Raw genomic sequence first — 20,020 nt, forward strand, 5'->3', positions numbered from 1 at the left:
GGAAATTTGTCATGAACGATAAGAAAGCGTTGCGTGTGCTGTTCTGCATGGGCATCAACCAGAACTTCTTCGATGCCCCCCGCGAGGAGCAGCTCCAGGTATGGGCCGCCTTCAGCGCGATGTGGAATGGCATCCACGACCTGGCCGGGGTGAACGTGCTGGGCAACATGGACGATGACCAAGGCATGGTCGGCCCGTCCGACGGCTTCCCCTGGACCACCTACCTGCTGGCCGACGTACCGGACATCGAGACCGTGCACGCCGCCTGCAACCTGTTCCGCACCACGGCCGTGGGCGAGGGGCCGTACAAGCTGTGGCGCTACGCCAAGGTCGAGGCCCGTGTCGGCCGTGAACTGATCATCCAGCGCGCCTGAGTAGAGGAGCCTACCGTGAGCAACTTGATCCCCGCCGTCAACCTGACGGTCGACCCGGCCGAGCTGGTCCAGCCCGACCGCGTCCACACCTCCCTCTACACCGACCCGGTCCTGTTCGACGCCGAACTGCAGAATATCTTCCACAGCACCTGGGTCTGGGTCGCCCACGAGAGCGAAGTGCCAGAGCCCGGCAGCTACAAGACCACCTTCATCGGTAAGCAGCCGGTGATCGTCGTGCGTGACCGCAAAAAGGCCATCAACGTGCTGCTCAACCGCTGCCGCCATCGCGGTGCCACGGTCTGCGAGCACAAGAAGGGCAAGACCAACAGCTTCGTCTGCCCCTACCACGGCTGGGGCTACGCCCTGGACGGCTCACTGCGCGGCATCCCCCACCCGGAAAGCTACGGCGACTGCCTGGACAAAGCCGAGCTGCCATTGGTAAGCCTGCGCACCGAAAGCTACGCCGGCATGGTCTTCGCCACCTTCAAGGACGACATCGAACCGCTCGAAGACTTCCTCGGTGCGGCCAAGAAGTGGATTGACCTGTTCATGAAGCAAGGCGCCGGCTACGGCATCAAGGTGCCTGGCGAGCACCGCTTCCGCTTCCCCGGCAACTGGAAGATCCAGCTGGAAAACACCACCGACGCCTACCACTTCCCGTTGGTGCACAAAAGCTTCCTGTCCTCGGTCGATGAGCAGACCCTGGAGCTGTTCGACTTCGTCAAAGGCCCCGGCTACGTCGAGGATCTGGGCAACGGCCACAGCGTGATGGTGATGATCCCGGAGCTGGTGGACCTGGAAGCCGACCTCGACAAACCGATCCCCGAGCGCTTCGAATCCCTCGCCGCCGAGCTGCGCGACGAAGGCATCGACGAGCAGCAAGTGCGCCGTATCGTCCGCGCCGTCGGTGGCTCGGGCTTCAACCTCAACCTGTTCCCCAACGTCGCTTGCTCGATGGCGTTTTTCCGCGTGCTGCAGCCGATCTCGGTGACCGAGACCGAAATCCACCACTCGGTGATCACCATGGACGGCGGCCCGGCTGCGGCCAACCGCTACCGCCTGCGCTTGCACGAGCACTTCCAGGGCCCGATGGGCTTCGGCACCCCGGACGATTCCGAAGCCTGGGAGCGGGTGCAGAAAGGCGCCCGTGCCGGTGAAGACCTGTGGATCATGCTCAACCGTGGCCTGCCCGGTGAGAAGCCCAGCGCAGACGGCCTGGTCTCTGACGTGAGCGCCGAAACCGGCATGCGCGCGGCGTACCAGCAGTGGAAGAAGATGATGACGGCGGAGCGCAAGTGATGGATCTGAACCTACTGAACGAAGTCACCGCCTTCATCTGGCAGGAAGGCGACATGCTCGACCACGGCGAGTACGACACCTGGCTGGGCCAGTGGACCGAAAAAGGCACGTACATCATCCCCATCGACCCGAAGGAGAGCGACCACGAGAACACCCTCAACTACGCCTACGACGACCACCACATGCGTGGCCTGCGGGTACAGCGGCTGATCGGCGGCGAGTCGATTTCCACCAGCCCACAACCGCGCACCGTGCGCACGATTTCGCGCTTTCGGGTGCTGGGCGACGACGGCGTCAACGTCACCGTCCGCTGTGCGCAAAACGTGCGCGAGTTCCGCAAGGAAAGCCTCAAGCACTACAGCGCCGACCTGACCTACACCCTGGTGCGGGCCGATGGCGGTTTCAAGATCCACCGCAAGGTGATCAGCCTGATCAACAGTGACGATACCCTCGCCGGTATCGGTTACATCCTGTGAGGAACCGGCCATGAACCAAGTTGCATTGGTAACCGGCGCCGGCCAGGGCCTGGGCCAGCGCTTCTGCGCGCAACTGCTTGCCGCAGGCTTTGACGTGGTGGTCTCGGACCGAGACCTGGCACTTGCCCAGGCCAGCGCCGAACACCTGCTGCACGGGCAACCAGGGCAGGGCGGCCGCACCCTGGCGGTCAAGCTCGATGTCGCCAGCAAGGCCGATTTCGAGCAGGCCCTGGCCCAGGTGCTGGAGCATTTCGGTGCCCTGCACGTGGTGGTCAACAACGCCGCCGTGACCAAGACCACGCCGCTGATGCAGATCAGCCCGGAAGAGTTCGACGCGGTAGTCGGGCTGAACCTGCGCAGTGTGTTCCTCGGTTGCCAGGTGTTCGGCGCGCACCTGGCCGAGGCCGGCTACGGGCGGATCATCAACATGGCTTCGCTGGCCGGGCAGAACGGTGGCACCGCGACCGGCGCCCACTACGCGGCGAGCAAGGGCGCGATCGTCACCCTGACCAAGATCTTCGCCAAGGAATTCGCGGCCCGTGGCGTCACGGTCAACGCCATCGCCCCCGGCCCGATCGATTCGCCGGCGGTGCATGCCGCGGTGCCTGCCGAACGCCTGCCAGGGTTGCTGGCGAACATCCCGGTCCAGCGCCTGGGGGACGCCGGTTTCCTGGGCGACCTGATCGTGCAGTTGGCGCGGCCCGAGGCCTACTTCACCACCGGGGCGACCTGGGATGTGAACGGCGGCCTGTTCATGCGTTGAATTTTTCGGGGGCGCAGCGCGCCTCCTGTCGTCACACGGGACACCGGCCATGAATGAACAATTGTTGAACGTAGTCGTGCGCAAGCGCGAGATCCAAGGGGCCGACGTGGTCGTCCTCGACCTGGGGCGTGCCGACGGCGCAGCGTTGCCGGCCTTCGAGGCGGGCGCGCATGTCGATATCCATGTCGCGCCCGGCGTGGTGCGCCAGTACTCGCTGTGCAGTGACCCGGCCGATGCCACGGTGTATCGCCTGGGCGTGCTGAAAGACCCTGCGTCACGCGGCGGCTCGGTGGGCGTGCACGAGACGTTGCTGGAAGGGCGCGAGCTGCAGATCAGCGCGCCACGCAACCTGTTCCCGCTGGCGCCGCAGGCCAGCCGCTCGATCCTGCTGGGGGGCGGTATCGGCATTACGCCGATGATCGCCATGGCCCACGCCCTGTACCAAAAGGGCGCGGATTTCGAACTGCATTATTGCGGGCGCTCGCGTAGCCGCAGTGCGTTTCTCGATGCGTTGGCGGCGGCGCCGTTCGCCGCGCGGGTGGTGACCCACTTCGATGATGAAGCGCCGGCACAGCGCCTGAACCTGGAGGCTGTGCTGGGCGCTCCCAGCCAAGGCACCCACCTGTATACCTGTGGCCCGTCCGGTTTCATGGACTGGGTGATCGAAGGGGCGCGTCGGCAGGGTTATGCCGAAGAGCAGATCCACAAGGAGTACTTCCAGGTCGAGGTCGATGGCAGCGGCCAAGGTTTCGAAGTGGTGGCGGCGCGCAGTAACAAGACCGTGCAGGTGGCCGAGGGGCAGACCATCCTCGAAGCCCTCGCCCAGGTCGGCATCAAGATCGATATTTCCTGCGAGCAGGGTGTTTGCGGGACGTGCATGTGCGAGGTGCTCGAAGGCGAACCCGACCACCGCGATGTGTACCTGACCGATGAAGAGAAAGCCGCGAACGACCAGATTCTGGTGTGCTGCTCGCGGGCCAAGTCCAACAAGCTGGTGCTGGATATCTGAGGAGCATGACCATGGTAGACGTAAACCAGTTTCGCAATGCAATGGCACTGCTCGGTGGCGCCGTATCGGTCATCACTACCGACGGCCCCGCAGGGCGTTTCGGCTTTACCGCCTCGGCGGTGTGCAGCGTGACCGACGCGCCGCCCACCTTGCTGGTGTGCATGAACCGCGCTTCGTATTCCAACGAGCAATTCAAGGCCAACGGCGCGCTGTGCGTGAACGTGCTGGCCGGCACTCACCAGGAGCTGTCGGGGGCGTTTGCCAACCGCAACTTGAGCACCGAAGAGCGCTTTGCGACCACCCACTGGACCGTGCTGGAAAGCGGTGCGCCGGTGATGCAGGAGGCGTTGGTGAACTTCGACTGCCGCATTGCCCAGGTGCATGAGGTGGGCTCGCACAGCATTTTCTACTGCGAGATCCAGGATATCCGCCATGGCGGCGCGGACGATGGGCTGGTGTATTTCAACCGGGCCTATCACCGGGTGTGCGAGGCTTCGAAGGCTTGCTGAACACGGGGCCGTAAAGCGGCCCCAGGTTTCACGGCGTTTCGAGGTTATGAAACACCACTTCCAGCATCCGGTTCAGCCGCTGCACCTGCGCCTCGGTCAGCCCTTTGAAACTGCGCTGGAACAAATCCCGTGTCACGTCCTGCATGCGCTCGATGTTCTGCAGGCCGACCTCGGTGATCCGCACCTGGGTCACGCGCCCGTCCTCCGGGCTTGGCGCGGTATCGACCAGCCCGTCGTCCTTCATGCGGTAGACGATCTTGGTGATGGTCGACAGCTTGGCGATGGCATGGGTCGAAATCTCGGAAATGCTCGACTCACCGTTCTCATTGAGGATCCACAGCACGCGCCAGCGCGGCACGTCGAGGTCGATCTTCTTGAGTAGACGTTCCATGTTCTGGGTGTAGCGGCCATGCACGCGCGCCAGCCAGTAGAAGGGGAAATCTTCCTTGCGAAATTCATCGCTGGCCGGGTCGTGATGGCTGTGGCCTTTGTTTTTCGAGTTGCTCATCGATTCACTACTTGTGCGGAAATAGTCGCGACATCATAGACGTTTCCGCGCATTTGGCTACCGTAAAGCGGGCGCATAATACTGGAATATTCAGTTGACATTTCAAGTAATCGGCCCGCATTTTGTCGGCTGGGCCAAGGCCCGGCATCCATTCTTGAAGAGGGCTGCACAACAATGACAATCATAGTAGAACCCCTTGATCTGGGCGGCACCGGCCCCCGGGTCGTGGTCAAGGACACCATCGATGTCGCCGGGACCGCGACCCGCGCCAGCAGCCAGGCGTTGGAGGACGCGCCGCTGGCCGAGCGCCATGCCGACGTCGTCAGCCAGTTGCTGGCCGCCGGGGCCCGGCTGACCGGCAAGGTCAGCCTGCACGAACTGGCTTTCGGCACCACCGGGATCAACCGCTATACCGGCACCGCAGCCAACCCGCGCTTTCCGGGGCGCATACCCGGTGGCTCGTCCAGCGGCTCGGCCGCTGCGGTGGCCGCAGGCCTGGCGGATTTCAGCTTGGGCACGGACACCGGCGGCTCGGTGCGTGTCCCGGCCTGTTGCTGTGGTGTGTTCGGGCTTAAGCCAACGTTTGGCCGGGTAAGCCGTAACGGCGTGATGCCGGCCCGCACCAGCCTCGATTGCGTCGGCCCGTTCGCGGCGAGCCTGCCGATGCTGGTACGCGCCATGAGCATGATCGACCCCAGCTTCGTCCCCGCCCAGGTACCGGCCAAAGCGCGCATTGGGGTGTTGCGGGTAACCGCCGAGGCCGCCATCCACAAGGTGGTGCACGGGGCGCTGGGCGCCAGCGGCCTGCCTTTGGGCAATGTCGAACTCAAGCACTTTGGCGCCGCCTACGACGCCGGCATGGTGGTGATCAACCGCGAGACATTCGAAGGCTGTGGCCATCTGCTGCAAACCGGCAAGGTCGGCAGCGATATCGCCGGGCGCCTGGCGGCAGCCGGGGAGACCACGGATACGGCGTTGGCTGAGGCTGAGCAGGTGCGTCAGCGGTTTACCGAGGAAGTCGACCAGGCCCTGGCCAACTTCGATGTTTTGGCCCTGCCGACCATGCCGGACTTTCCGCTGCGCCTGGAAGATGCCGCTGATACCCGCGCCGTGCTGGGCATGACCTCGCTGGTGCGGCCGTTCAACCTGTCGGGGCACCCGGCGTTGAGCATTCCGCTGGGCAGCGAGGCGGGTTTGCCGGTTGGCCTGCAACTGGTGGCGGCCAAAGGCGCCGACGAAAAACTGTTGGCGGTGGCCGAACGCCTGCTGCTGAACCTGTACGCCGGCAACGATCACTGAGGCCACGATTGCGATGACCGATATCCTCGAACTCCAGGCCCGCCTGCTCAGCTTTGAACACCAGCAGGCCATCCGCGTCTGCATCAACCGCTACATGGAGCTGTGCGACCAACTCGATGCCAGTTCCCCGCTCGATGAACTGGCGCAGTTGTTTTGCCGTGACGCGATGTGGGAGGGCAAGGGCGCCAAGTACGCCGAAAGCTTTGGCGGCTACCGGGGGCGCGAAGCGATCCGGGCGATGTTCGCCACCTACATGAAAACCCCGGCGCACTTTGCCTTGAATGTGCACTTTTTGACCAGTGAGGTCATCGAGGTGGTGGGTGAGGAAGGGCTCGGGCGCTGGGTGATGTTGCAGACCAGCACCTTTGCCGACGGCGCTTCGCACCTCAATGCAGCCCGGCTGACCGTGCGCTTTGCGTTGGAAGAGGGCCAGTGGCGCATGGCGCATTTCCAGACCGAGAACCTGTTCAGCCGGCCGGTATCGGCGTGGAACAGTGAGGCGCCGTTGCCGGTGCCTGAGCGGTAGTCACTGTTGCTGGGGCTGCAAAGCAGCCCCAGTGCCTTCAGCTCAAAAGGTACTGACGAACACCACCTGGCCATACAGGTTGTCGTGGTTATTGCCCAACTGCGTCCCCCCTTGCGCCACGCTGCGATCCGGCTGGTACAACCCCACCAACGGCACGATCATCAGATGCTCATTGATCGTCCACTCGGCATAGAGATCCACCTCACGCCCATCCACATTGCCCAGGCTGCGGTCGATAGTGTCGAAATGAAACCCCATCACCCCAAGGTTCAGCGTCGGCGTCGGGCTGACCACCAGGCCGACCTTCTGCACCCGCGCATTGCTGTTGAACGGCCCGGCGTAGTTGCCTGCCACTTCACCCTGGAACCACGTACCCAAGCCACGGCCGAGGCCATAGAACAGCGTGTCGTACTGCTCTGAAAAGCGGCTGTAGCGGTAGCTCAGGTTCGGCTGCCAAGGCAGGTCGGCGAAGGTCCAGCCGGCTTCCAGGTACCAGGCGTCTTCGGTGGCGGTATGGGGCTTGTCCTGCTTGGCGTATTCCCCGGACAGGAACAGGTTGTCTACCCCGGCATTGCCCTGGCCGCGAAGGCTGTAGGTCTTCATGCCATCGCGTTCCAGTTGCAGCGGTGAGGCGTACTGCTCGTCGACATGGGTGGTGCCGATATAGGTCAGGCCGACGGTGCCGGCGTCCGCCACGTGCTCAAGGGTGGCCACGTGCAGTTCGGTGTTGGCTTGGGCGCGGTTGTCCGACTGCAGCCACATCAGGTCGCCGCGCCAGCCGCTGCTGCCGCCCAGGCGCAGTACGGCGGTCTTGTCGAAGCTCTTGCGCGCCGCCAGGTAGTAGGCGCCGCCCCGGTTGAACTGCCCATCGGCAAGGCCATGGCCAACGTTCAGCGAGTCACCCTGAAGCAAAAAACCATCGCCCACGGCGATCATCTGTTTGCCGAACGACAGGTCGATACCGTCCTCGCCCAGCATCGGAACCAGGTTGCCGGACTTCCAGCCCAGGTAGGCATCCTCGATCTTGCTGGTGCGCTCACTGCCGTCGCTGAAGCCGGCAGCGTCACCGTCGCCCCAGGTCGCCGAGCTGAGCATGGCAAAGGCGCCATACAACGAACCGACACTGCCCAGGGCCTGGTCGGCGCTCAGACCGTATTTGATGTAGCCCTCCCGCCACGAGGTGGAGCTGGGTTGGTCGCGGGCGATGGCGTAGCTGCGCTCGCTGTGGAATGCACCGAACACGGCTTCCACATTGGCGTTCAGATGGCGTTCGGCATCGCTGTACAGTTCGTGCGCGGACGCACCCAGCGAAGCCCCGGCCAGGAGTGCGGCCAAGGTTAGACGGAATGGGCGGTGGAGCATGGTCTGGCTTCCTTTGTCATGGTTTTGGCAGAAGTTCCGAAGACGTGCCAGTGATCATGAAGCAAGCCCAGACCCGGGCTTTTGCCCTGGCTGCCAGTTGACTTTGGCGTTGTGCCAAGCTGATTGGGCGGGCGATAGAAACGCAGAAGGCCCCATTGCGGGGCCTTCTTGGGGGAGGGTCGTTACTTGAGACCGGCGAGGAAACACGTCACCGACTGGCGCTCACCAGCGTCCGGCAACCCTGCATAAGGCATGTAGGTGCCGGGTACCTCGGCTTGTGGCTGCGCGATGAAGGCGCCGATGGTTTGCGCCGTCCAGGCCGCCTGGCGGGTTTTCATGGCCTGAGAGTAATTGGCCCCTGGTACGGTGCCGGGGGTACGGCCCAGCACATCGTGCAGGTTGGGGCCCATCATCACCGGGCCATCCTTTTGCGCCGAGTGGCACGCCGCGCAGTCGCGCGCGAAGACCTGTTCGCCCTGCTGGCGTTGCGGGGCTGCACAATCTTCGGCCTGGGCCAGCGGGCTGGCCAGCACGGCGAGCAGAAAGGGCATTACGAACTTGCTGGATACGACGGTCGACATCACGCACGGTTCCTGGGTAGGGCAGCGCCGGGCTGCTTCTTGTTGGTGTTCGCCTCGATTGTGTGCGAGTGCGGGCGGGCAGGTTTTGTTGTGCCTGCCAGGCTGTTTGCTGGGCTTGTCAGTTGGCGTGACGCTTGCGGTACTCGCCTGGGGTCATGCCGAAGCGGCCTTTGAACGCGGTGCTGAAGTAACTGGAGTCGGAAAACCCCCAGGCATACCCGAGCGACGACACCTTTTGATCCATCGACGGATTGCGCAGGCTTTCGGCGCAGAAGTCCAGGCGGCGGTTGCGGATGTACTGGGCGATGACCAGGTCGTGTTTGGCGAAGATGCGGTACAGGCTGCGCATAGAGATGCCTACTTCGCGGGCAATGAACTCAGGCGTCAGGCGCTCGCAGGTGATGCGCTGATCGATCACCGCCAGGGCCTTGCGGAACATCCGTTCGTGGCTGCCGGGCACCGAATCGTGGGTGATGGCTGGGCGCAGCAGGGCGATCAGCGCCTCCAGCACGGCCTGGCTTTCGTTGTTGGCCATGTGCCGGGTGCGGCCGGCTTCGAGCATCATTTGCCGGGCCATGCTGGCCAAGGGGGTCTGCGCTTCGATGCGTTTGGCACACGCCACGCTGACGCCACGGGTGCCGCTCTCGACCTGAGTGCGCGGCAAAATCAGCGACAACTGGCGCGAACGCTGGTGGAAGTGCATGTCCAGCGGGGCACTGGCGTCGATCAGGGTCAGGTCGCCGGGCCGCAGTTCGATGCGGGCGTCCTGGTGTTCGATATGCGAGGTGCCGGCCATCTGCAATACGGCGTAGTAGTTGTCGGCGCCACTGGCGCGAATCTCCCGCGCGCTGCGGAACAGGTTGACGTGGGTCATGTCGACGATGCTCATGGAAATCTGGCCTACCTGGCACTTTTCGAGCTGGCCGACGAAGGCTGCGTCGAGCTTGCGGGCGTTGAAGTGGCCGCAGGCATCGTTGACCTGGCTCAGCCAGGCCTGGAAGTGATCGTCGCTAACACGGGTCGCGGGTGTCATGGGGGGCCTCGCACGGTAAGACGTGGAACGGTTCGCTTGGGCAAACTCTTGGATGGGTGCTTTAAAGCATTAAAATTCACTTGAATATTCAAGCAAAAAGCGAGCCTGAGAGGTGGGGGTGTGGCAGGGGGTGTTTGCTAGTTCGTTGTTTTAAATAGAATTAATTTTTGTAGTCGATGAGTGTATTGGCAGTGGCAGTGGTGGAATGAGCGCGCGGAAGTGCGCCATGATGTAGCCAATTGACACAGGGTTGTTTCCAGATGTTGCACTTAGGTAGGTCGGGTTAGGGCGACGAAGTACCTGTCTTGGGCTTTGAGGTGGCGCTCGATCTCACAGGCAGCGAAAATCCTGCGACGAACACCCCCAACCTCCACACAACAAACAAAAAAAAGCCCGCTGACAGAGCGGGCTGAAGGCACAACGCTTGCGTGATTCAGTGGCCAAGCCCATCGCTGATGGCAATGCCTTCGGCCTGCATCGCTTCGATCAACCCGGCCCGCACATGCGGCAGGTTGAGCATGCTGCTCTGGCGCACCCGGTGCACCTCCTCGCCGCTGTACGGCGGCCATTGCTCGGGTGCGCTGTTACCGGCCATCCCATCCCGCGCCAGCAGCCAGTTCAGCAAATCGGCAATCTGCTGATCGTTGAGCGCCGACTGGGAAATCCCCGGCACCCGCACCAGAAACTCGCGCCCGCCCGGCACCCGCAGAAAGTTACCGACAAACCCCTGCATGCGCGGTGTGTCGTTGGCCGCCGAGCCTTCGCCGTGGTCCCGGTGGCAGCCGGCGCACTGCAGCTGGTAATTCACCGGTACCGAGTACCCGGCCTGGGCAATCGGCACCGGTGGCACCTCGTTGCCAGGCGCCGGGCGCTGGTTGGGGTTGGGCAAGGTCCTGGCCTGGGCGACAGGCACCAGCAGGCACAGGATCAACAGCGCCGTCAGACCCTTCACGGCGCTATACCGCCACGCCGCGGATGATGGTGACGGTGCAGTTGTAGATTTTCGACTCCGCCCCCAGGCACCAGTTGATGTCGTTGTTGTTGAACGGGCGATACAACGGCTGTTCATCGTCGTTGCGCGAGCAGGCGCACTGCCCGCAGGCGTGCTTACCGCAGCAGTCGTTGTACGAGATGATGTAGTTCTTGCCGTCGGCCGGGTTGCGGCAGGTGCCGATCCAGGTCACCAGCGAGGCATCGGTGCCGGGCGGGCAGGAGGTGATCGACCCGCCGCAGCAGGAGCATAAAAAACCGTCGATCGAGCAGTTGCGCCAGTAGTCGCAGCTGGTCGGGTCGCCAGGGTCTCCCATCTTCGGTTGCTCGGCGGCCAGCGCCTTGGCGGTGCGGTCGATCGGCAGCAGCACCGGCAGGGCAGCGCCCGCGACGATCAGCGAGCCCAGGCGCGCCAGCACTTTGCGCCGCGAGGTGGTGTCGGCGACATGACGGCTGGAGCGTTCAAACAGTTTGTCGAGAAAACTCATGGTGTGCTCCGCGATCAGTGCTGCGCGCTGTGTGGGTGGGCGTGGTCATGGCTATGGGCATGGCCCTGCGCGGGGTTGCCGTGCAGGTACTGCTGCAAGCTGGCGCTGCCCAGGTGCACGGTCTCGAACAGGCTGTCCAGGTGCTCGCGGGAGTTGACCAGGCCCTTGGCGCGCAGGGTGCCGGCCTGGTCGATCAATACGGCGTAGGGCAGCTTGCCGATCTGGTAGGTCATGCCGATCTCGGGGCCGACCACGTAGGTGGCCTGCTGCAGGTCGTTGGCTTCGATCAGGGCCTGCTGTTCGGCAAAATCACCGTCACTGACATAGATCACGTCCAGCGCGCCGCTGTTGTCCTTGGCGATCGACTTGACTGCCGGCAGCAGCGATTTGCACACCGGGCAGCCGGGGGCAAGGAAGAACAGCAACTGCGAGCGTTCGCCCTGGTAGCCGATGTTCACCGGGCGGCCGTGGCGGTCGGCGGCGGTGACTTGCGGGGCGGGGTCGTTGACCGTCACGCCTTTGTCCACCATCAGCGCCCCGGCAGGGGCGATGCGGCCATGCAGCACGCCGATCTGGCGTACCAGAGCCATGACCGTGAACGCCACCGCAATCAGCAGCAGCCAGAGCAGAATGTTCGATGCGATAAGCAGTTGCATGGGTTATCTCCCAGTCAATTTGGCAAGACGCGGCTGGTTGGCCAGCAGGCCATCCACCGCCACATGAATCAACAGCGCCACGGCACTGGCCGCGATCACCACGAAAATATCCAGGGCACCGAGTGCACGCTCGGCCATCGGCAGCGCCGCCAGGCCGGCCAGCAGGGCGATCACCAGGTTGCGCAACAGCAGCACCGGGCGCAGTGGCTGGGCAGCGCCAGGGCCTGAACAGCCGCAATCGATGTCGCGGCGGCCGCGCCAGAGGTTGATGCCGATGGCGCTGGCATACAGCGCCATCAACAGGGCCACCCCCAACGCTGCGCTGGCGCGCCCGCTGGGCAGCAGCAGGGCCAGCGCGAGGGCCAGTTCGGCCAGCGCAAGGCTTGCCGTGGCGGCGGGGGCCAGGGGCGCCGGCAGCAGCTGGTAGGCGCGCACGATGCTGCTGAAGGCGCGCAGGTCGCGCAGCTTGTGGCTGGCGGCACTGGCCAGCAGCGTCGCCAGGGCGGTGCTGCTGGCAATCACAAGGACAGGATCGAGCATGATGAGGTCTCCCACTTACCAAGGGGCCAAGGTGAGCACGGGCGTGTCGGCGATCTGGTCCATGGCACCGCTGTGCTTGCCAGTGGCCAGGTCGAAGAACTGCACGCCGCCTTCCAGGTCGGTGGCCACCAGGATGGGCGCCTTGTCATGGCTGGCCTGCAGGCTCCAGACCGGCTTGGGCGAGTCGAGGGTGCCGAGCTTCTTGCCGGTCTTCAGGTCGAACGCCCAGATGGTGGTGCTCGGGTCTTCCCATTTGCCATCGGTGTGCTGGTCATGCATCAGCGCATACAGCCGGTTCAGGCCGGGCGCCAGGGCCAGGGCCTGCCAGCCACCCGGCGCCCAGCCTTGCTTACGCTCTTCGTCGCTGACCAGTGACCAGGTAGGCTGCGGCTTGGCCTTGCCACCCTCGAAACTCACCGGGTACACCTCGCCATGGGTGGTAGTGAAATAGTAGGTGTCGCCGTTGGCGATGGCGCGCTCGTTGAGGCGGACCTTGTTCGGGTCGAAGAAGGGCGTCTGGGTGCGCGAGACCTCCTTGCCTTCATCATCCAGGGTCACTACCAGCAACTGACCGTCACCGCACAGTGATGCGAAGCTGCGCTTGCCGACCGGGTAGTTGAGCACGCAGCCGCTGATGGCGACTTCGCTGGCGACCTTGTGCGTCTGGGTATTGACCACGGTCACCGACGTCGACGGCGTGAGGTTGAAGACATACGCCAGCTTGCTGTCGGCACTGACACCCATGGCGTACTTTTCGGTAAGCGTGGATGCGCGTTTGGCAGGCAATACCACTTCCCATTGCGGGCGCAGGGTCTGGGTGTCCCAGGCCACCAGCACGTCGCTGCGTTCGCCATAGGTGCCACGCGAGTAGAACAGGTTGGCCGAATACAAGGTGCGGTTGTCCGGGCTCAGCGCCGTTGGGGCGACGAAGGCGTTGGTGGTCATGCCGAGCATGCGTTTGGCCTTGGGGTCGACCACCACCACCTTGCCGGCGATGGGGTTTTTGAAGTCCACATCGAGGATGTAGACACGGTGTGGGTCCGGCGGGAACGGCAGGCTGTTCTGGCCGATCTCTTCGGCGGGCAGGTCGGCCCGCACCGCGCTTGTGCTCGCGGCCAAGGCCAAGGCCAGGGCTGCCGAGATGCTAAGCCTGTCTACGCGACGCATTGGCTATCTCCGATGTTGTTATGGGTTATGCAGAAATCGCAGTGATCGCAGTGTGCCGCCTGGGCCAGCGTGGTGATTTGGCCAGCGTGACATTCTCTTGAGGCTCCCTGACAAAACGCCCGTCGGGGCTGGCAGGCGGGTGGGCGCGGGCCTGAAGATCGGCCCGCACACCCTTTTGCGCTGCCTTCCAGGAGTCATGTCATGAGCGATATCCAGCTGTTACCTGCCGTGGTCGAGTTCCTCGCCAGGCCCCATGGCCATTTCATCGATGGCCAGTACCTGGCGGCTGAGGCGGGGCCGTCGATCGACATCCACGACCCGTCGAGTGGCGCAGTCATCAGCCGTGTCGCCGAGGCCAGTGAGGCGGAAGTGGTGCGCGCAGTGGTCAGTGCACGGCAGGCGTTCAAAGGCAGTTGGGCCGAGGTTTCGCCTTATCAGAAAGGCGTGGTGCTCAACCGCCTGGCGGACCTGATCGAGGCCAATGCCGAGGAGTTGGCACAGCTCGAGACCCTGTGCTCGGGCAAGTCGATCAACCTCTCGCGTGGGCTGGAGATCGCCCAAAGTGTAGTCTTCCTGCGTTACTTCGCGGGTTGGGCGACCAAGATCACTGGGCAAACCATGACCCCGTCACTGCCTTCATTCGCTGGCGAGCGCTACACCGCCTTTACCCTGCGCGAGCCGGTGGGCGTGGTGGCGGGGATCGTGCCGTGGAATTTCTCGGTGATGATCGGTATTTGGAAAATCGCCTCGGCGTTGGTGACCGGTTGCACCATTGTGGTCAAACCCAGCGAGTTCACGCCGCTGACGCTGTTGCGCATCGCCGAACTTGCGGTCGAGGCAGGGGTGCCGGCGGGTGCCTTCAACGTGGTCAACGGGCGAGGGCAGGCGGGCCAGCGGTTGATCGAGCACCCGCAGGTGGCCAAGGTGGCGTTCACCGGGTCTGTGCCGACCGGTATCGCCGTCGGCAAGGCCGCGATGGCGGCCAACCTGACCCGCGCCACGTTGGAGTTGGGTGGCAAGAACCCGGCGGCCTTGCTGGCCGATGTGGACGTGGACAGCGCGGTGGCGGGCATCCTGCAGACCGCCTTCGTGCACCAGGGGCAGGTGTGCGCGTCACCGGAGCGGGTGTATGTGCACCGCAGCAAGGTCGAGGCATTCACGCGCAAACTGGGTGAAGCGCTGGGGCAGTTGAAGATCGGCTCGGCACTGGACCCCGAGGCCCAGTTCGGCCCGTTGGCCAATGCCGCGCACCTGCAGAAGATTCTCGGCTTCTTCGAGCGGGCCCGTGCCAGCAACACGGTGATCTGTGGGGCCAGGGCGCTCGATCGGCCGGGGTATTTCGTCGAACCTACGGTGGTGCTGGCCAATGACGCCAGCGACCCGTTGCTGCACGAGGAAACCTTTGGCCCGATCGTCTGCGTGCTGCCGTTCGATGACGAAGCGCAGCTGCTGGCGCTGATGAACGACAGCCCTTATGGCCTGACTGCTAGCCTGTGGACCAATGACCTGTCCAAGGCGCTGCGGCTGATCCCGCAGATCGAGGCGGGCACGGTGTGGGTCAACATGCACACCTTCCTCGACCCGGCGGTGCCGTTTGGTGGGTCCAAGGCATCGGGGGTAGGGCGTGAGTTTGGCAGTGCGTTCATCGAGGATTACACCGAGCTCAAGTCGGTGATGATCAGGTATTGATGAAGGGTGAGGGGCCTGCGTTGAAGTGCCTGGCGTGGTTTGAGGGGGCGCTCGATCTTCGCCCCACCATCAAACCCAAGTCAGGCACATCCCCGCCTTCACCCCTTGGTACGGCAAAGAACAGTGCAGCAAATTTTTGTGAACCACTTCACAAAAATCAGGTGAGCGGCATAATGCCACTACCTCTGTACAAGACCCGGCCGCGCAGTGTCGGGGTTCCTTTTCGTGCCCGTCGAAGGTTCAGGTTAATTTCATGTCGCTAGTCGCAAGCCCCGACATCATGTACCGGCTGTTGATCCAGAGTGTGGTGGACTATGCCATCTACCTGCTTACCCCCGAAGGCGTCGTCGCCAACTGGAACCCCGGCGCCCAGCGGGCCAAGGGGTACCATGCCGACGAGATCGTCGGCCAGCATTACTCGGTGTTCTACAGCGATGCCGAACGTGCGGCCGGGCTGCCCGACTACAACCTTGAACAGGCGCGTAGCACGGGGCGCTTCGAAGAGGTGGGCTCGCGCCTGCGCAAGGATGGCTCGGCCTTCCATGCGCATGTGGTGATCGACGCAGTGCGCGACGATTCCGGCCGCCTCGTAGGGTTCGCCAAGGTCACCCGCGACATCTCCGAACGCCATCATCAGGAGCTTGAGCTGCTCAAGGCCAAGGAATTGGCCGAACAGTACAGCCAGGAGATGGCCAAGCTGTCGCAGTTTCTCGACTCGGTAATTGCCAACATCCCCGCCAGTGTCATCGTCCAGGACCTGGAGAGCCAGCGCATCCTGCTGGCCAACCAACAGGCAGAGCGCCTGTTCGGTGGGCCAGGCACGAGCATGATCGGGCAACTGCCCGCCGACAGCCTGGCGCCGCCCGCTGCCCAGTACCTGGAGCAACAGCTCGCCCGTGGCGCGCGCAGCACCAAAGGCTACGCCGACGAGACCCGAGTCGACACCGTGTGTGGCCCACGCACCTTGCGTAGCCGTACGCTGCTCAGCCAGAACCGCAAGGGCCAGGCCGACTACGTGTTGTTCGTGGCCGAAGATGCCACCGAAGAGTTGGCCGCCCATGCGCAGATCCACCATATGGCGCACCACGATGCCCTGACCGGGCTGCCCAACCGCACGCTGTTCCATGAGCGCCTGCGCCAAGCCCTGGTGCGCGGTGATGAGCACGCCAAGCTGACTGCTGCCCTGTGCCTGGACCTGGACAATTTCAAGAACATCAACGATTCGCTCGGCCATGCCTTCGGCGACAAACTGCTGCGTGCCCTGGGCAAGCGCCTGCGCCGCGAACTGCGCGAGCACGACACCCTGGCCCGCCTGGGCGGTGACGAGTTTGCCGTGGTGCTCACTGGCCTGGATGGCCGTGATGCCGCGTGCAACACCGCCCAGCGTCTGATCAATGCGATCTGCCCGCCGTTTCAGATCGAGGGGCACCAGTTCAGCGTGGGTGTGAGTATCGGCGTGGCCATTGCCCCGGACGACAACGACCAAGCCGAGCAACTGCTGGGCTACGCCGACATGGCCCTGTACGAAGCCAAGCGCAATGGGCGCAACCGTTACGAGTGCTTCAACGTCGAACTGGATGTGGCCGCCCGCCAGCGCCGCCTGGTCGAAACCGACCTGCGCACGGCGTTGCACCTGGGCCAGCTGCAGTTGCACTATCAGCCGGTGGTCGACCAGCAGACCAGCAGCGTGACGGGTTACGAAGCGTTGATGCGCTGGGAGCACCCGAGCCGCGGCATGGTCATGCCCATGGACTTCATCCCCATCGCTGAAGAGACCGGGTTGATCCATGAACTCGGCATCCGCGCATTGAACCTGGCCTGCCAAGAAGCGGCCAGCTGGGACAGCGAGCAGATGGTGTCGGTCAACCTGTCCCCGGTGCAGTTCAAGCATGCCAACCTGGTCCACATCGTGGCCCTGGCCTTGGCTGACTCGGGCCTGCCGGCGCGACGCCTTGAGCTGGAGATCACCGAGTCGGTGTTGCTGGGCAACAGTGAAGAGAACGTGCGCACCCTGAGAGCGCTGAAGGACCTTGGGGTGTCCATTTCACTGGACGATTTCGGCACCGGGTATTCGTCGCTGGGGTATCTGCGCTCGTTCCCGTTCGACCGCATCAAGATCGACAAGTCGTTCGTGCATGACATGTGCGACAGCCGCGAAGCGATGTCGATCATTCGTGCCATTACCGAGCTGTCCAACAGCCTGATGATCAAGACCACCGCCGAGGGCGTGGAATCAGAAGAGCAGATGCGGCGGCTGGCGGCGGAAGGGTGCTCGCACTTCCAGGGTTATCTGTATGGCCGGCCGGCGCCGGCGAGTGAGCGTTTGAAGCAGGTGGTTTTGTTGGCGGATTAGGTGATAGCCAGGCCCGTGGGAGCGGGCTTGCCCCGCGAACACCGGCGAAGCCGGTGCCAGGCGTCGCGTGTGCCCATTCGCGGGCAAGCCCGCTCCCACAGGATTGGAGGCTGGCTTGCCGGCGATGGGGCGCGTAGCGGCCCCGCTCACGCTCAGCTATTCCAGTCAGGCGCGAACTCAGGGCTGACCACGCGCCGATCCTTCGGCAAACCTGCAATCAACGCCCGGTCTTCATCATCCAGCCGCACATCCTGAGCCGCCAGGTTCGCCAGCTGGTTTTCGCGGCTGCTGGCCTTTGGGATCACCGCCACGCCATCCTGGTCGAGCAACCACTTCAGCGCCACCTGGCTCGGCAGTACGCCATGCTTGCGGGCAATCGACTGGATCACCGGTTGCTGCGCGGCCTGCCCGCGTGCCAGCGGGGTATAAGCCGTGAGCAAAAGGTCGTGGCGGCGCGCATAGTCGAGCAGCGGTTGTTGATCGAGCAGCACGTGGTACTCCACCTGGATGGCTGACAACGGTGCGCCCAGGGTCTCGACCACTTGGCGCAGCAGGCCCAGTGGGAAATTGGCCACGCCAATGCTGCGCGCCTTGCCCTCGTCACGCAGGGCCACCAGGGTTTCGATGCTGCGGGCCAGGTCCCAGTCCTTGCCGGGCCAGTGGATGTGGAACAGGTCTACCTGCTCGGTGCCCAGCGCGCGCAGGCTGGCTTCCAGCGACTGACGCATGGCGTTGGGTTCCAGGCGATCCCACCAGACCTTGGTGGTCAGGTGGATCTGCTCGCGTGGCACGTCGCTTTCGCGCAGGGCTTGGCCCACAGCCGCTTCATTGTTGTAGGCGGTGGCGGTGTCGATGTGTCGGTAGCCCAGGTCCAGGGCCTGGCGCACGGCCTGGGTGCACTCGGTGCCGGTCATCGGCCAGGTGCCCAGGCCAATGCAGGGCAGGTCCAGGCCGTTGTGGGTGGTGAGCCTTCGCATGACAATTCCTTGTAGTGGTTGCAGAGTCCGTAGCAGATGGTCTTCGATCAGCGCGGTGCGGACCATGCGCGGCAGGCCGAAAGTGGTCGATCAGCGAACAGAAACTGCTTCAGGCCTGGACAGGCGGCATTTGAACTTCCTTATTCTCTTGCATCTCTTCTAGAATTCGAGCTGTTGCATCCGCCAGGCCTGCCCTGCGCGGCTTTCCCTGGGCACAGCATCCAGCCGCGCCGCCGTCGAGAACGCCATGAGTTCCAGCACACCGCTGTCCGGAGTCAACCAACCACTGCGTGGCATCGCCCTGGTGGTGATGGCGACGTTCCTGTTTGCCAGTCACGATGCCCTGTCCAAGTTCCTCGGTGGCCTGTACCCGATCATCATGGTGGTGTGGGCCCGCTATGTGGTGCACACCCTGCTGATGGCCGGGATTTTCCTGCCAAAGTCTGGCCTCAACGTACTGCGCACCCGTCGCCCGCTGTTGCAGACCCTGCGTGCCTTGAGCCTGCTCAGCACCAGCCTGCTGTTTACCACCGGCCTGCAGTACCTGCCGCTGGCCGAGGCCACGGCGGTCAACTTCCTTGCGCCTGTGCTGGTCACCGCCTTGTCGGCGCCGCTGCTCAAAGAGCGGGTGACGGTGGGGCAGTGGGTGGCGGTAGTGATGGGCTTTATCGGGGTGGTGGTGGTGGTGCACCCCGGTGGCGCGATGTTTACGCCGGCGATCCTGTACCCCTTCGGCTCGGCGCTGGGCTTCTGCTTCTATCAGTTGCTGACACGAATTCTGGCTGCCCATGACAGCCCGACCACCAGTAACTTCTATGCAGGGCTGTGCAACACCCTGGCAATGAGTGCATTGGTGCCGTTCTTCTGGGAAGTGCCGCGCTGGGACCACGCGCTGTTGATGCTGGCGCTGGGTGGTTTCGGCATGACTGCCCACTTGCTGCTGACCCAGGCGTTTCGCCATGCAGCCCCTGCGTTGCTGGCACCGTTCAGTTACTGCCAGATCGTGTTTGCCGGGCTGCTCGGGCTGTTGATCTTTGGCCAGGTGCCGGACAGCCTGAGCCTGGTGGGCATCTCGATCATCTGCCTCAGTGGGCTGGGCGCGGCGTGGATGCAGCGGCGCAAGTGAAACCGCCGGTTCGTTGTCCTGGGCACCATTGCACAAGTACTGCACAAGATTCGAGGCCCGTGCGAAACCTGTGGGAGCGGGCTTGCCCCGCGAAGAGGCCGGCACGGAAAAGCGCTGACAGAGCCAGCCTATTACCCCGGAATACGCGCTCTATTAGAAGTCTGCCCAAGCTCGACTAGTCTTTCCCCTGGCCTTGCGAATTCCGCCTGCGGGTCGCGTCTGAGCACCTGTGTTCAAGACCGTGCCACCCCGCCATGACAGCATCGCGCGCCCCGCGTCGGCAAAAGACCGACCC

21 protein-coding genes are annotated in these 20,020 nt (G+C 63.8%); 11 read left to right on the forward strand and 10 right to left on the reverse strand.

From position 1 onward, the window contains the following. The first annotated feature begins 11 nt into the window (after window positions 1-11). The 6 genes from ACSSU5_RS21660 to ACSSU5_RS21685 are packed head-to-tail and all read left to right on the forward strand — an operon-like array spanning window position 12 to window position 4,430. Complete coding sequence (locus ACSSU5_RS21660) at window positions 12-374, forward strand: hypothetical protein (RefSeq protein ID WP_060393216.1); 363 nt, start codon at window positions 12-14, stop codon at window positions 372-374. A 15-nt stretch (window positions 375-389) separates the two neighbouring features. Continuing rightward, window positions 390-1,673, forward strand: a complete 1,284-nt coding sequence (locus ACSSU5_RS21665; protein WP_492559779.1) for an aromatic ring-hydroxylating oxygenase subunit alpha — start codon at window positions 390-392, stop codon at window positions 1,671-1,673. Further along, window positions 1,673-2,149, forward strand: a complete 477-nt coding sequence (locus ACSSU5_RS21670) for an aromatic-ring-hydroxylating dioxygenase subunit beta (RefSeq protein ID WP_492559777.1) — start codon at window positions 1,673-1,675, stop codon at window positions 2,147-2,149. The genes ACSSU5_RS21665 and ACSSU5_RS21670 overlap by 1 nt, the downstream gene beginning before the upstream one ends. 10 nt (window positions 2,150-2,159) lie before the next feature. Further along, complete coding sequence (locus tag ACSSU5_RS21675; RefSeq protein ID WP_264313689.1) at window positions 2,160-2,912, forward strand: SDR family NAD(P)-dependent oxidoreductase; 753 nt, start codon at window positions 2,160-2,162, stop codon at window positions 2,910-2,912. A 49-nt stretch (window positions 2,913-2,961) separates the two neighbouring features. After that, window positions 2,962-3,921, forward strand: a complete 960-nt coding sequence (locus ACSSU5_RS21680) for a PDR/VanB family oxidoreductase (protein ID WP_492559780.1) — start codon at window positions 2,962-2,964, stop codon at window positions 3,919-3,921. A gap of 11 nt (window positions 3,922-3,932) precedes the next feature. Continuing rightward, the gene (locus ACSSU5_RS21685; RefSeq protein ID WP_264313687.1) at window positions 3,933-4,430 is read left to right on the forward strand and encodes a flavin reductase; all 498 of its coding nucleotides are present in this window, start codon (window positions 3,933-3,935) and stop codon (window positions 4,428-4,430) included. A gap of 28 nt (window positions 4,431-4,458) precedes the next feature. Here ACSSU5_RS21685 and ACSSU5_RS21690 read toward each other — a convergent pair whose 3' ends face one another. Beyond that, window positions 4,459-4,938: a MarR family winged helix-turn-helix transcriptional regulator gene (locus tag ACSSU5_RS21690; RefSeq protein ID WP_264313686.1), complete on the reverse strand. Its 480-nt coding sequence runs from the start codon at window positions 4,936-4,938 to the stop codon at window positions 4,459-4,461. A 174-nt stretch (window positions 4,939-5,112) separates the two neighbouring features. Between ACSSU5_RS21690 and ACSSU5_RS21695 the strand changes: the two genes are divergently transcribed. Both ACSSU5_RS21695 and ACSSU5_RS21700 read left to right on the forward strand, forming a co-directional pair. Next, entirely contained in the window at window positions 5,113-6,237 is a 1,125-nt protein-coding gene (locus ACSSU5_RS21695; RefSeq protein WP_492559781.1) for an amidase, read from the forward strand. A 13-nt stretch (window positions 6,238-6,250) separates the two neighbouring features. Then, the gene (locus tag ACSSU5_RS21700) at window positions 6,251-6,763 is read left to right on the forward strand and encodes a nuclear transport factor 2 family protein (RefSeq protein WP_492559782.1); all 513 of its coding nucleotides are present in this window, start codon (window positions 6,251-6,253) and stop codon (window positions 6,761-6,763) included. A gap of 42 nt (window positions 6,764-6,805) precedes the next feature. Here the strand turns inward: ACSSU5_RS21700 and ACSSU5_RS21705 are convergent, their stop codons facing one another. From ACSSU5_RS21705 to ACSSU5_RS21740, 8 genes are all read right to left on the reverse strand, one after another. Beyond that, a complete protein-coding gene (locus tag ACSSU5_RS21705) occupies window positions 6,806-8,125 on the reverse strand; it encodes an alginate export family protein (RefSeq protein ID WP_492559783.1) in 1,320 nt (439 codons plus the stop codon). A 182-nt stretch (window positions 8,126-8,307) separates the two neighbouring features. Beyond that, window positions 8,308-8,706, reverse strand: a complete 399-nt coding sequence (locus ACSSU5_RS21710; RefSeq protein ID WP_264313682.1) for a c-type cytochrome — start codon at window positions 8,704-8,706, stop codon at window positions 8,308-8,310. Window positions 8,707-8,824: 118 nt separating this feature from the next. Further along, the gene (gene feaR, locus ACSSU5_RS21715) at window positions 8,825-9,739 is read right to left on the reverse strand and encodes a transcriptional regulator FeaR (protein WP_264313681.1); all 915 of its coding nucleotides are present in this window, start codon (window positions 9,737-9,739) and stop codon (window positions 8,825-8,827) included. Window positions 9,740-10,172: 433 nt separating this feature from the next. Beyond that, window positions 10,173-10,691 carry a cytochrome c gene (locus ACSSU5_RS21720; protein WP_264313680.1) on the reverse strand — a complete coding sequence of 173 codons (519 nt, stop codon included), beginning with the start codon at window positions 10,689-10,691 and terminating at the stop codon, window positions 10,173-10,175. 4 nt (window positions 10,692-10,695) lie between these two features. Continuing rightward, window positions 10,696-11,217, reverse strand: a complete 522-nt coding sequence (locus tag ACSSU5_RS21725) for a methylamine dehydrogenase light chain (RefSeq protein ID WP_027595339.1) — start codon at window positions 11,215-11,217, stop codon at window positions 10,696-10,698. A gap of 14 nt (window positions 11,218-11,231) precedes the next feature. After that, a complete protein-coding gene (gene mauD / locus ACSSU5_RS21730; protein WP_492559784.1) occupies window positions 11,232-11,873 on the reverse strand; it encodes a methylamine dehydrogenase accessory protein MauD in 642 nt (213 codons plus the stop codon). 3 nt (window positions 11,874-11,876) lie between these two features. Next, window positions 11,877-12,413 (reverse strand): MauE/DoxX family redox-associated membrane protein, encoded by a 537-nt coding sequence (locus ACSSU5_RS21735; protein WP_492559785.1) that lies wholly within the window; start codon window positions 12,411-12,413, stop codon window positions 11,877-11,879. Window positions 12,414-12,428: 15 nt separating this feature from the next. Then, window positions 12,429-13,580, reverse strand: coding sequence for an amine dehydrogenase large subunit (locus ACSSU5_RS21740; RefSeq protein ID WP_264313677.1), 1,152 nt, complete (start codon window positions 13,578-13,580; stop codon window positions 12,429-12,431). A gap of 201 nt (window positions 13,581-13,781) precedes the next feature. On the opposite strand from ACSSU5_RS21740, the gene ACSSU5_RS21745 reads away from it, so the two are divergent. Both ACSSU5_RS21745 and ACSSU5_RS21750 read left to right on the forward strand, forming a co-directional pair. Further along, window positions 13,782-15,269: an aldehyde dehydrogenase family protein gene (locus ACSSU5_RS21745; RefSeq protein WP_492559786.1), complete on the forward strand. Its 1,488-nt coding sequence runs from the start codon at window positions 13,782-13,784 to the stop codon at window positions 15,267-15,269. 253 nt (window positions 15,270-15,522) lie between these two features. Next, entirely contained in the window at window positions 15,523-17,622 is a 2,100-nt protein-coding gene (locus tag ACSSU5_RS21750; RefSeq protein WP_492559787.1) for a putative bifunctional diguanylate cyclase/phosphodiesterase, read from the forward strand. A gap of 152 nt (window positions 17,623-17,774) precedes the next feature. Here the strand turns inward: ACSSU5_RS21750 and ACSSU5_RS21755 are convergent, their stop codons facing one another. Beyond that, the gene (locus ACSSU5_RS21755; protein ID WP_492559788.1) at window positions 17,775-18,599 is read right to left on the reverse strand and encodes an aldo/keto reductase; all 825 of its coding nucleotides are present in this window, start codon (window positions 18,597-18,599) and stop codon (window positions 17,775-17,777) included. Window positions 18,600-18,846: 247 nt separating this feature from the next. On the opposite strand from ACSSU5_RS21755, the gene ACSSU5_RS21760 reads away from it, so the two are divergent. Further along, window positions 18,847-19,725 (forward strand): DMT family transporter, encoded by an 879-nt coding sequence (locus ACSSU5_RS21760; RefSeq protein WP_492559789.1) that lies wholly within the window; start codon window positions 18,847-18,849, stop codon window positions 19,723-19,725. Window positions 19,726-20,020 lie beyond the last annotated feature (295 nt).

The organism is Pseudomonas sp. E1MeOHC2 (genome assembly GCF_058745025.1).

Bases quoted from the DNA above. Each gene is read 5' to 3' on its own strand.
- ACSSU5_RS21745 (WP_492559786.1), top strand. From the start codon at position 13,782: ATGAGCGATATCCAGCTGTTACCTGCCGTGGTCGAGTTCCTCGCCAGG.
- ACSSU5_RS21755 (WP_492559788.1), bottom strand. From the start codon at position 18,599: ATGCGAAGGCTCACCACCCACAACGGCCTGGACCTGCCCTGCATTGGC.
- ACSSU5_RS21700 (WP_492559782.1), top strand. From the start codon at position 6,251: ATGACCGATATCCTCGAACTCCAGGCCCGCCTGCTCAGCTTTGAACAC.
- ACSSU5_RS21690 (WP_264313686.1), bottom strand. From the start codon at position 4,938: ATGAGCAACTCGAAAAACAAAGGCCACAGCCATCACGACCCGGCCAGC.
- ACSSU5_RS21695 (WP_492559781.1), top strand. From the start codon at position 5,113: ATGACAATCATAGTAGAACCCCTTGATCTGGGCGGCACCGGCCCCCGG.
- ACSSU5_RS21760 (WP_492559789.1), top strand. From the start codon at position 18,847: ATGAGTTCCAGCACACCGCTGTCCGGAGTCAACCAACCACTGCGTGGC.
- ACSSU5_RS21680 (WP_492559780.1), top strand. From the start codon at position 2,962: ATGAATGAACAATTGTTGAACGTAGTCGTGCGCAAGCGCGAGATCCAA.
- ACSSU5_RS21675 (WP_264313689.1), top strand. From the start codon at position 2,160: ATGAACCAAGTTGCATTGGTAACCGGCGCCGGCCAGGGCCTGGGCCAG.
- mauD (WP_492559784.1), bottom strand. From the start codon at position 11,873: ATGCAACTGCTTATCGCATCGAACATTCTGCTCTGGCTGCTGCTGATT.
- ACSSU5_RS21725 (WP_027595339.1), bottom strand. From the start codon at position 11,217: ATGAGTTTTCTCGACAAACTGTTTGAACGCTCCAGCCGTCATGTCGCC.
- feaR (WP_264313681.1), bottom strand. From the start codon at position 9,739: ATGACACCCGCGACCCGTGTTAGCGACGATCACTTCCAGGCCTGGCTG.
- ACSSU5_RS21685 (WP_264313687.1), top strand. From the start codon at position 3,933: ATGGTAGACGTAAACCAGTTTCGCAATGCAATGGCACTGCTCGGTGGC.
- ACSSU5_RS21710 (WP_264313682.1), bottom strand. From the start codon at position 8,706: ATGTCGACCGTCGTATCCAGCAAGTTCGTAATGCCCTTTCTGCTCGCC.
- ACSSU5_RS21740 (WP_264313677.1), bottom strand. From the start codon at position 13,580: ATGCGTCGCGTAGACAGGCTTAGCATCTCGGCAGCCCTGGCCTTGGCC.
- ACSSU5_RS21660 (WP_060393216.1), top strand. From the start codon at position 12: ATGAACGATAAGAAAGCGTTGCGTGTGCTGTTCTGCATGGGCATCAAC.
- ACSSU5_RS21705 (WP_492559783.1), bottom strand. From the start codon at position 8,125: ATGCTCCACCGCCCATTCCGTCTAACCTTGGCCGCACTCCTGGCCGGG.
- ACSSU5_RS21750 (WP_492559787.1), top strand. From the start codon at position 15,523: ATGTCGCTAGTCGCAAGCCCCGACATCATGTACCGGCTGTTGATCCAG.
- ACSSU5_RS21735 (WP_492559785.1), bottom strand. From the start codon at position 12,413: ATGCTCGATCCTGTCCTTGTGATTGCCAGCAGCACCGCCCTGGCGACG.
- ACSSU5_RS21670 (WP_492559777.1), top strand. From the start codon at position 1,673: ATGGATCTGAACCTACTGAACGAAGTCACCGCCTTCATCTGGCAGGAA.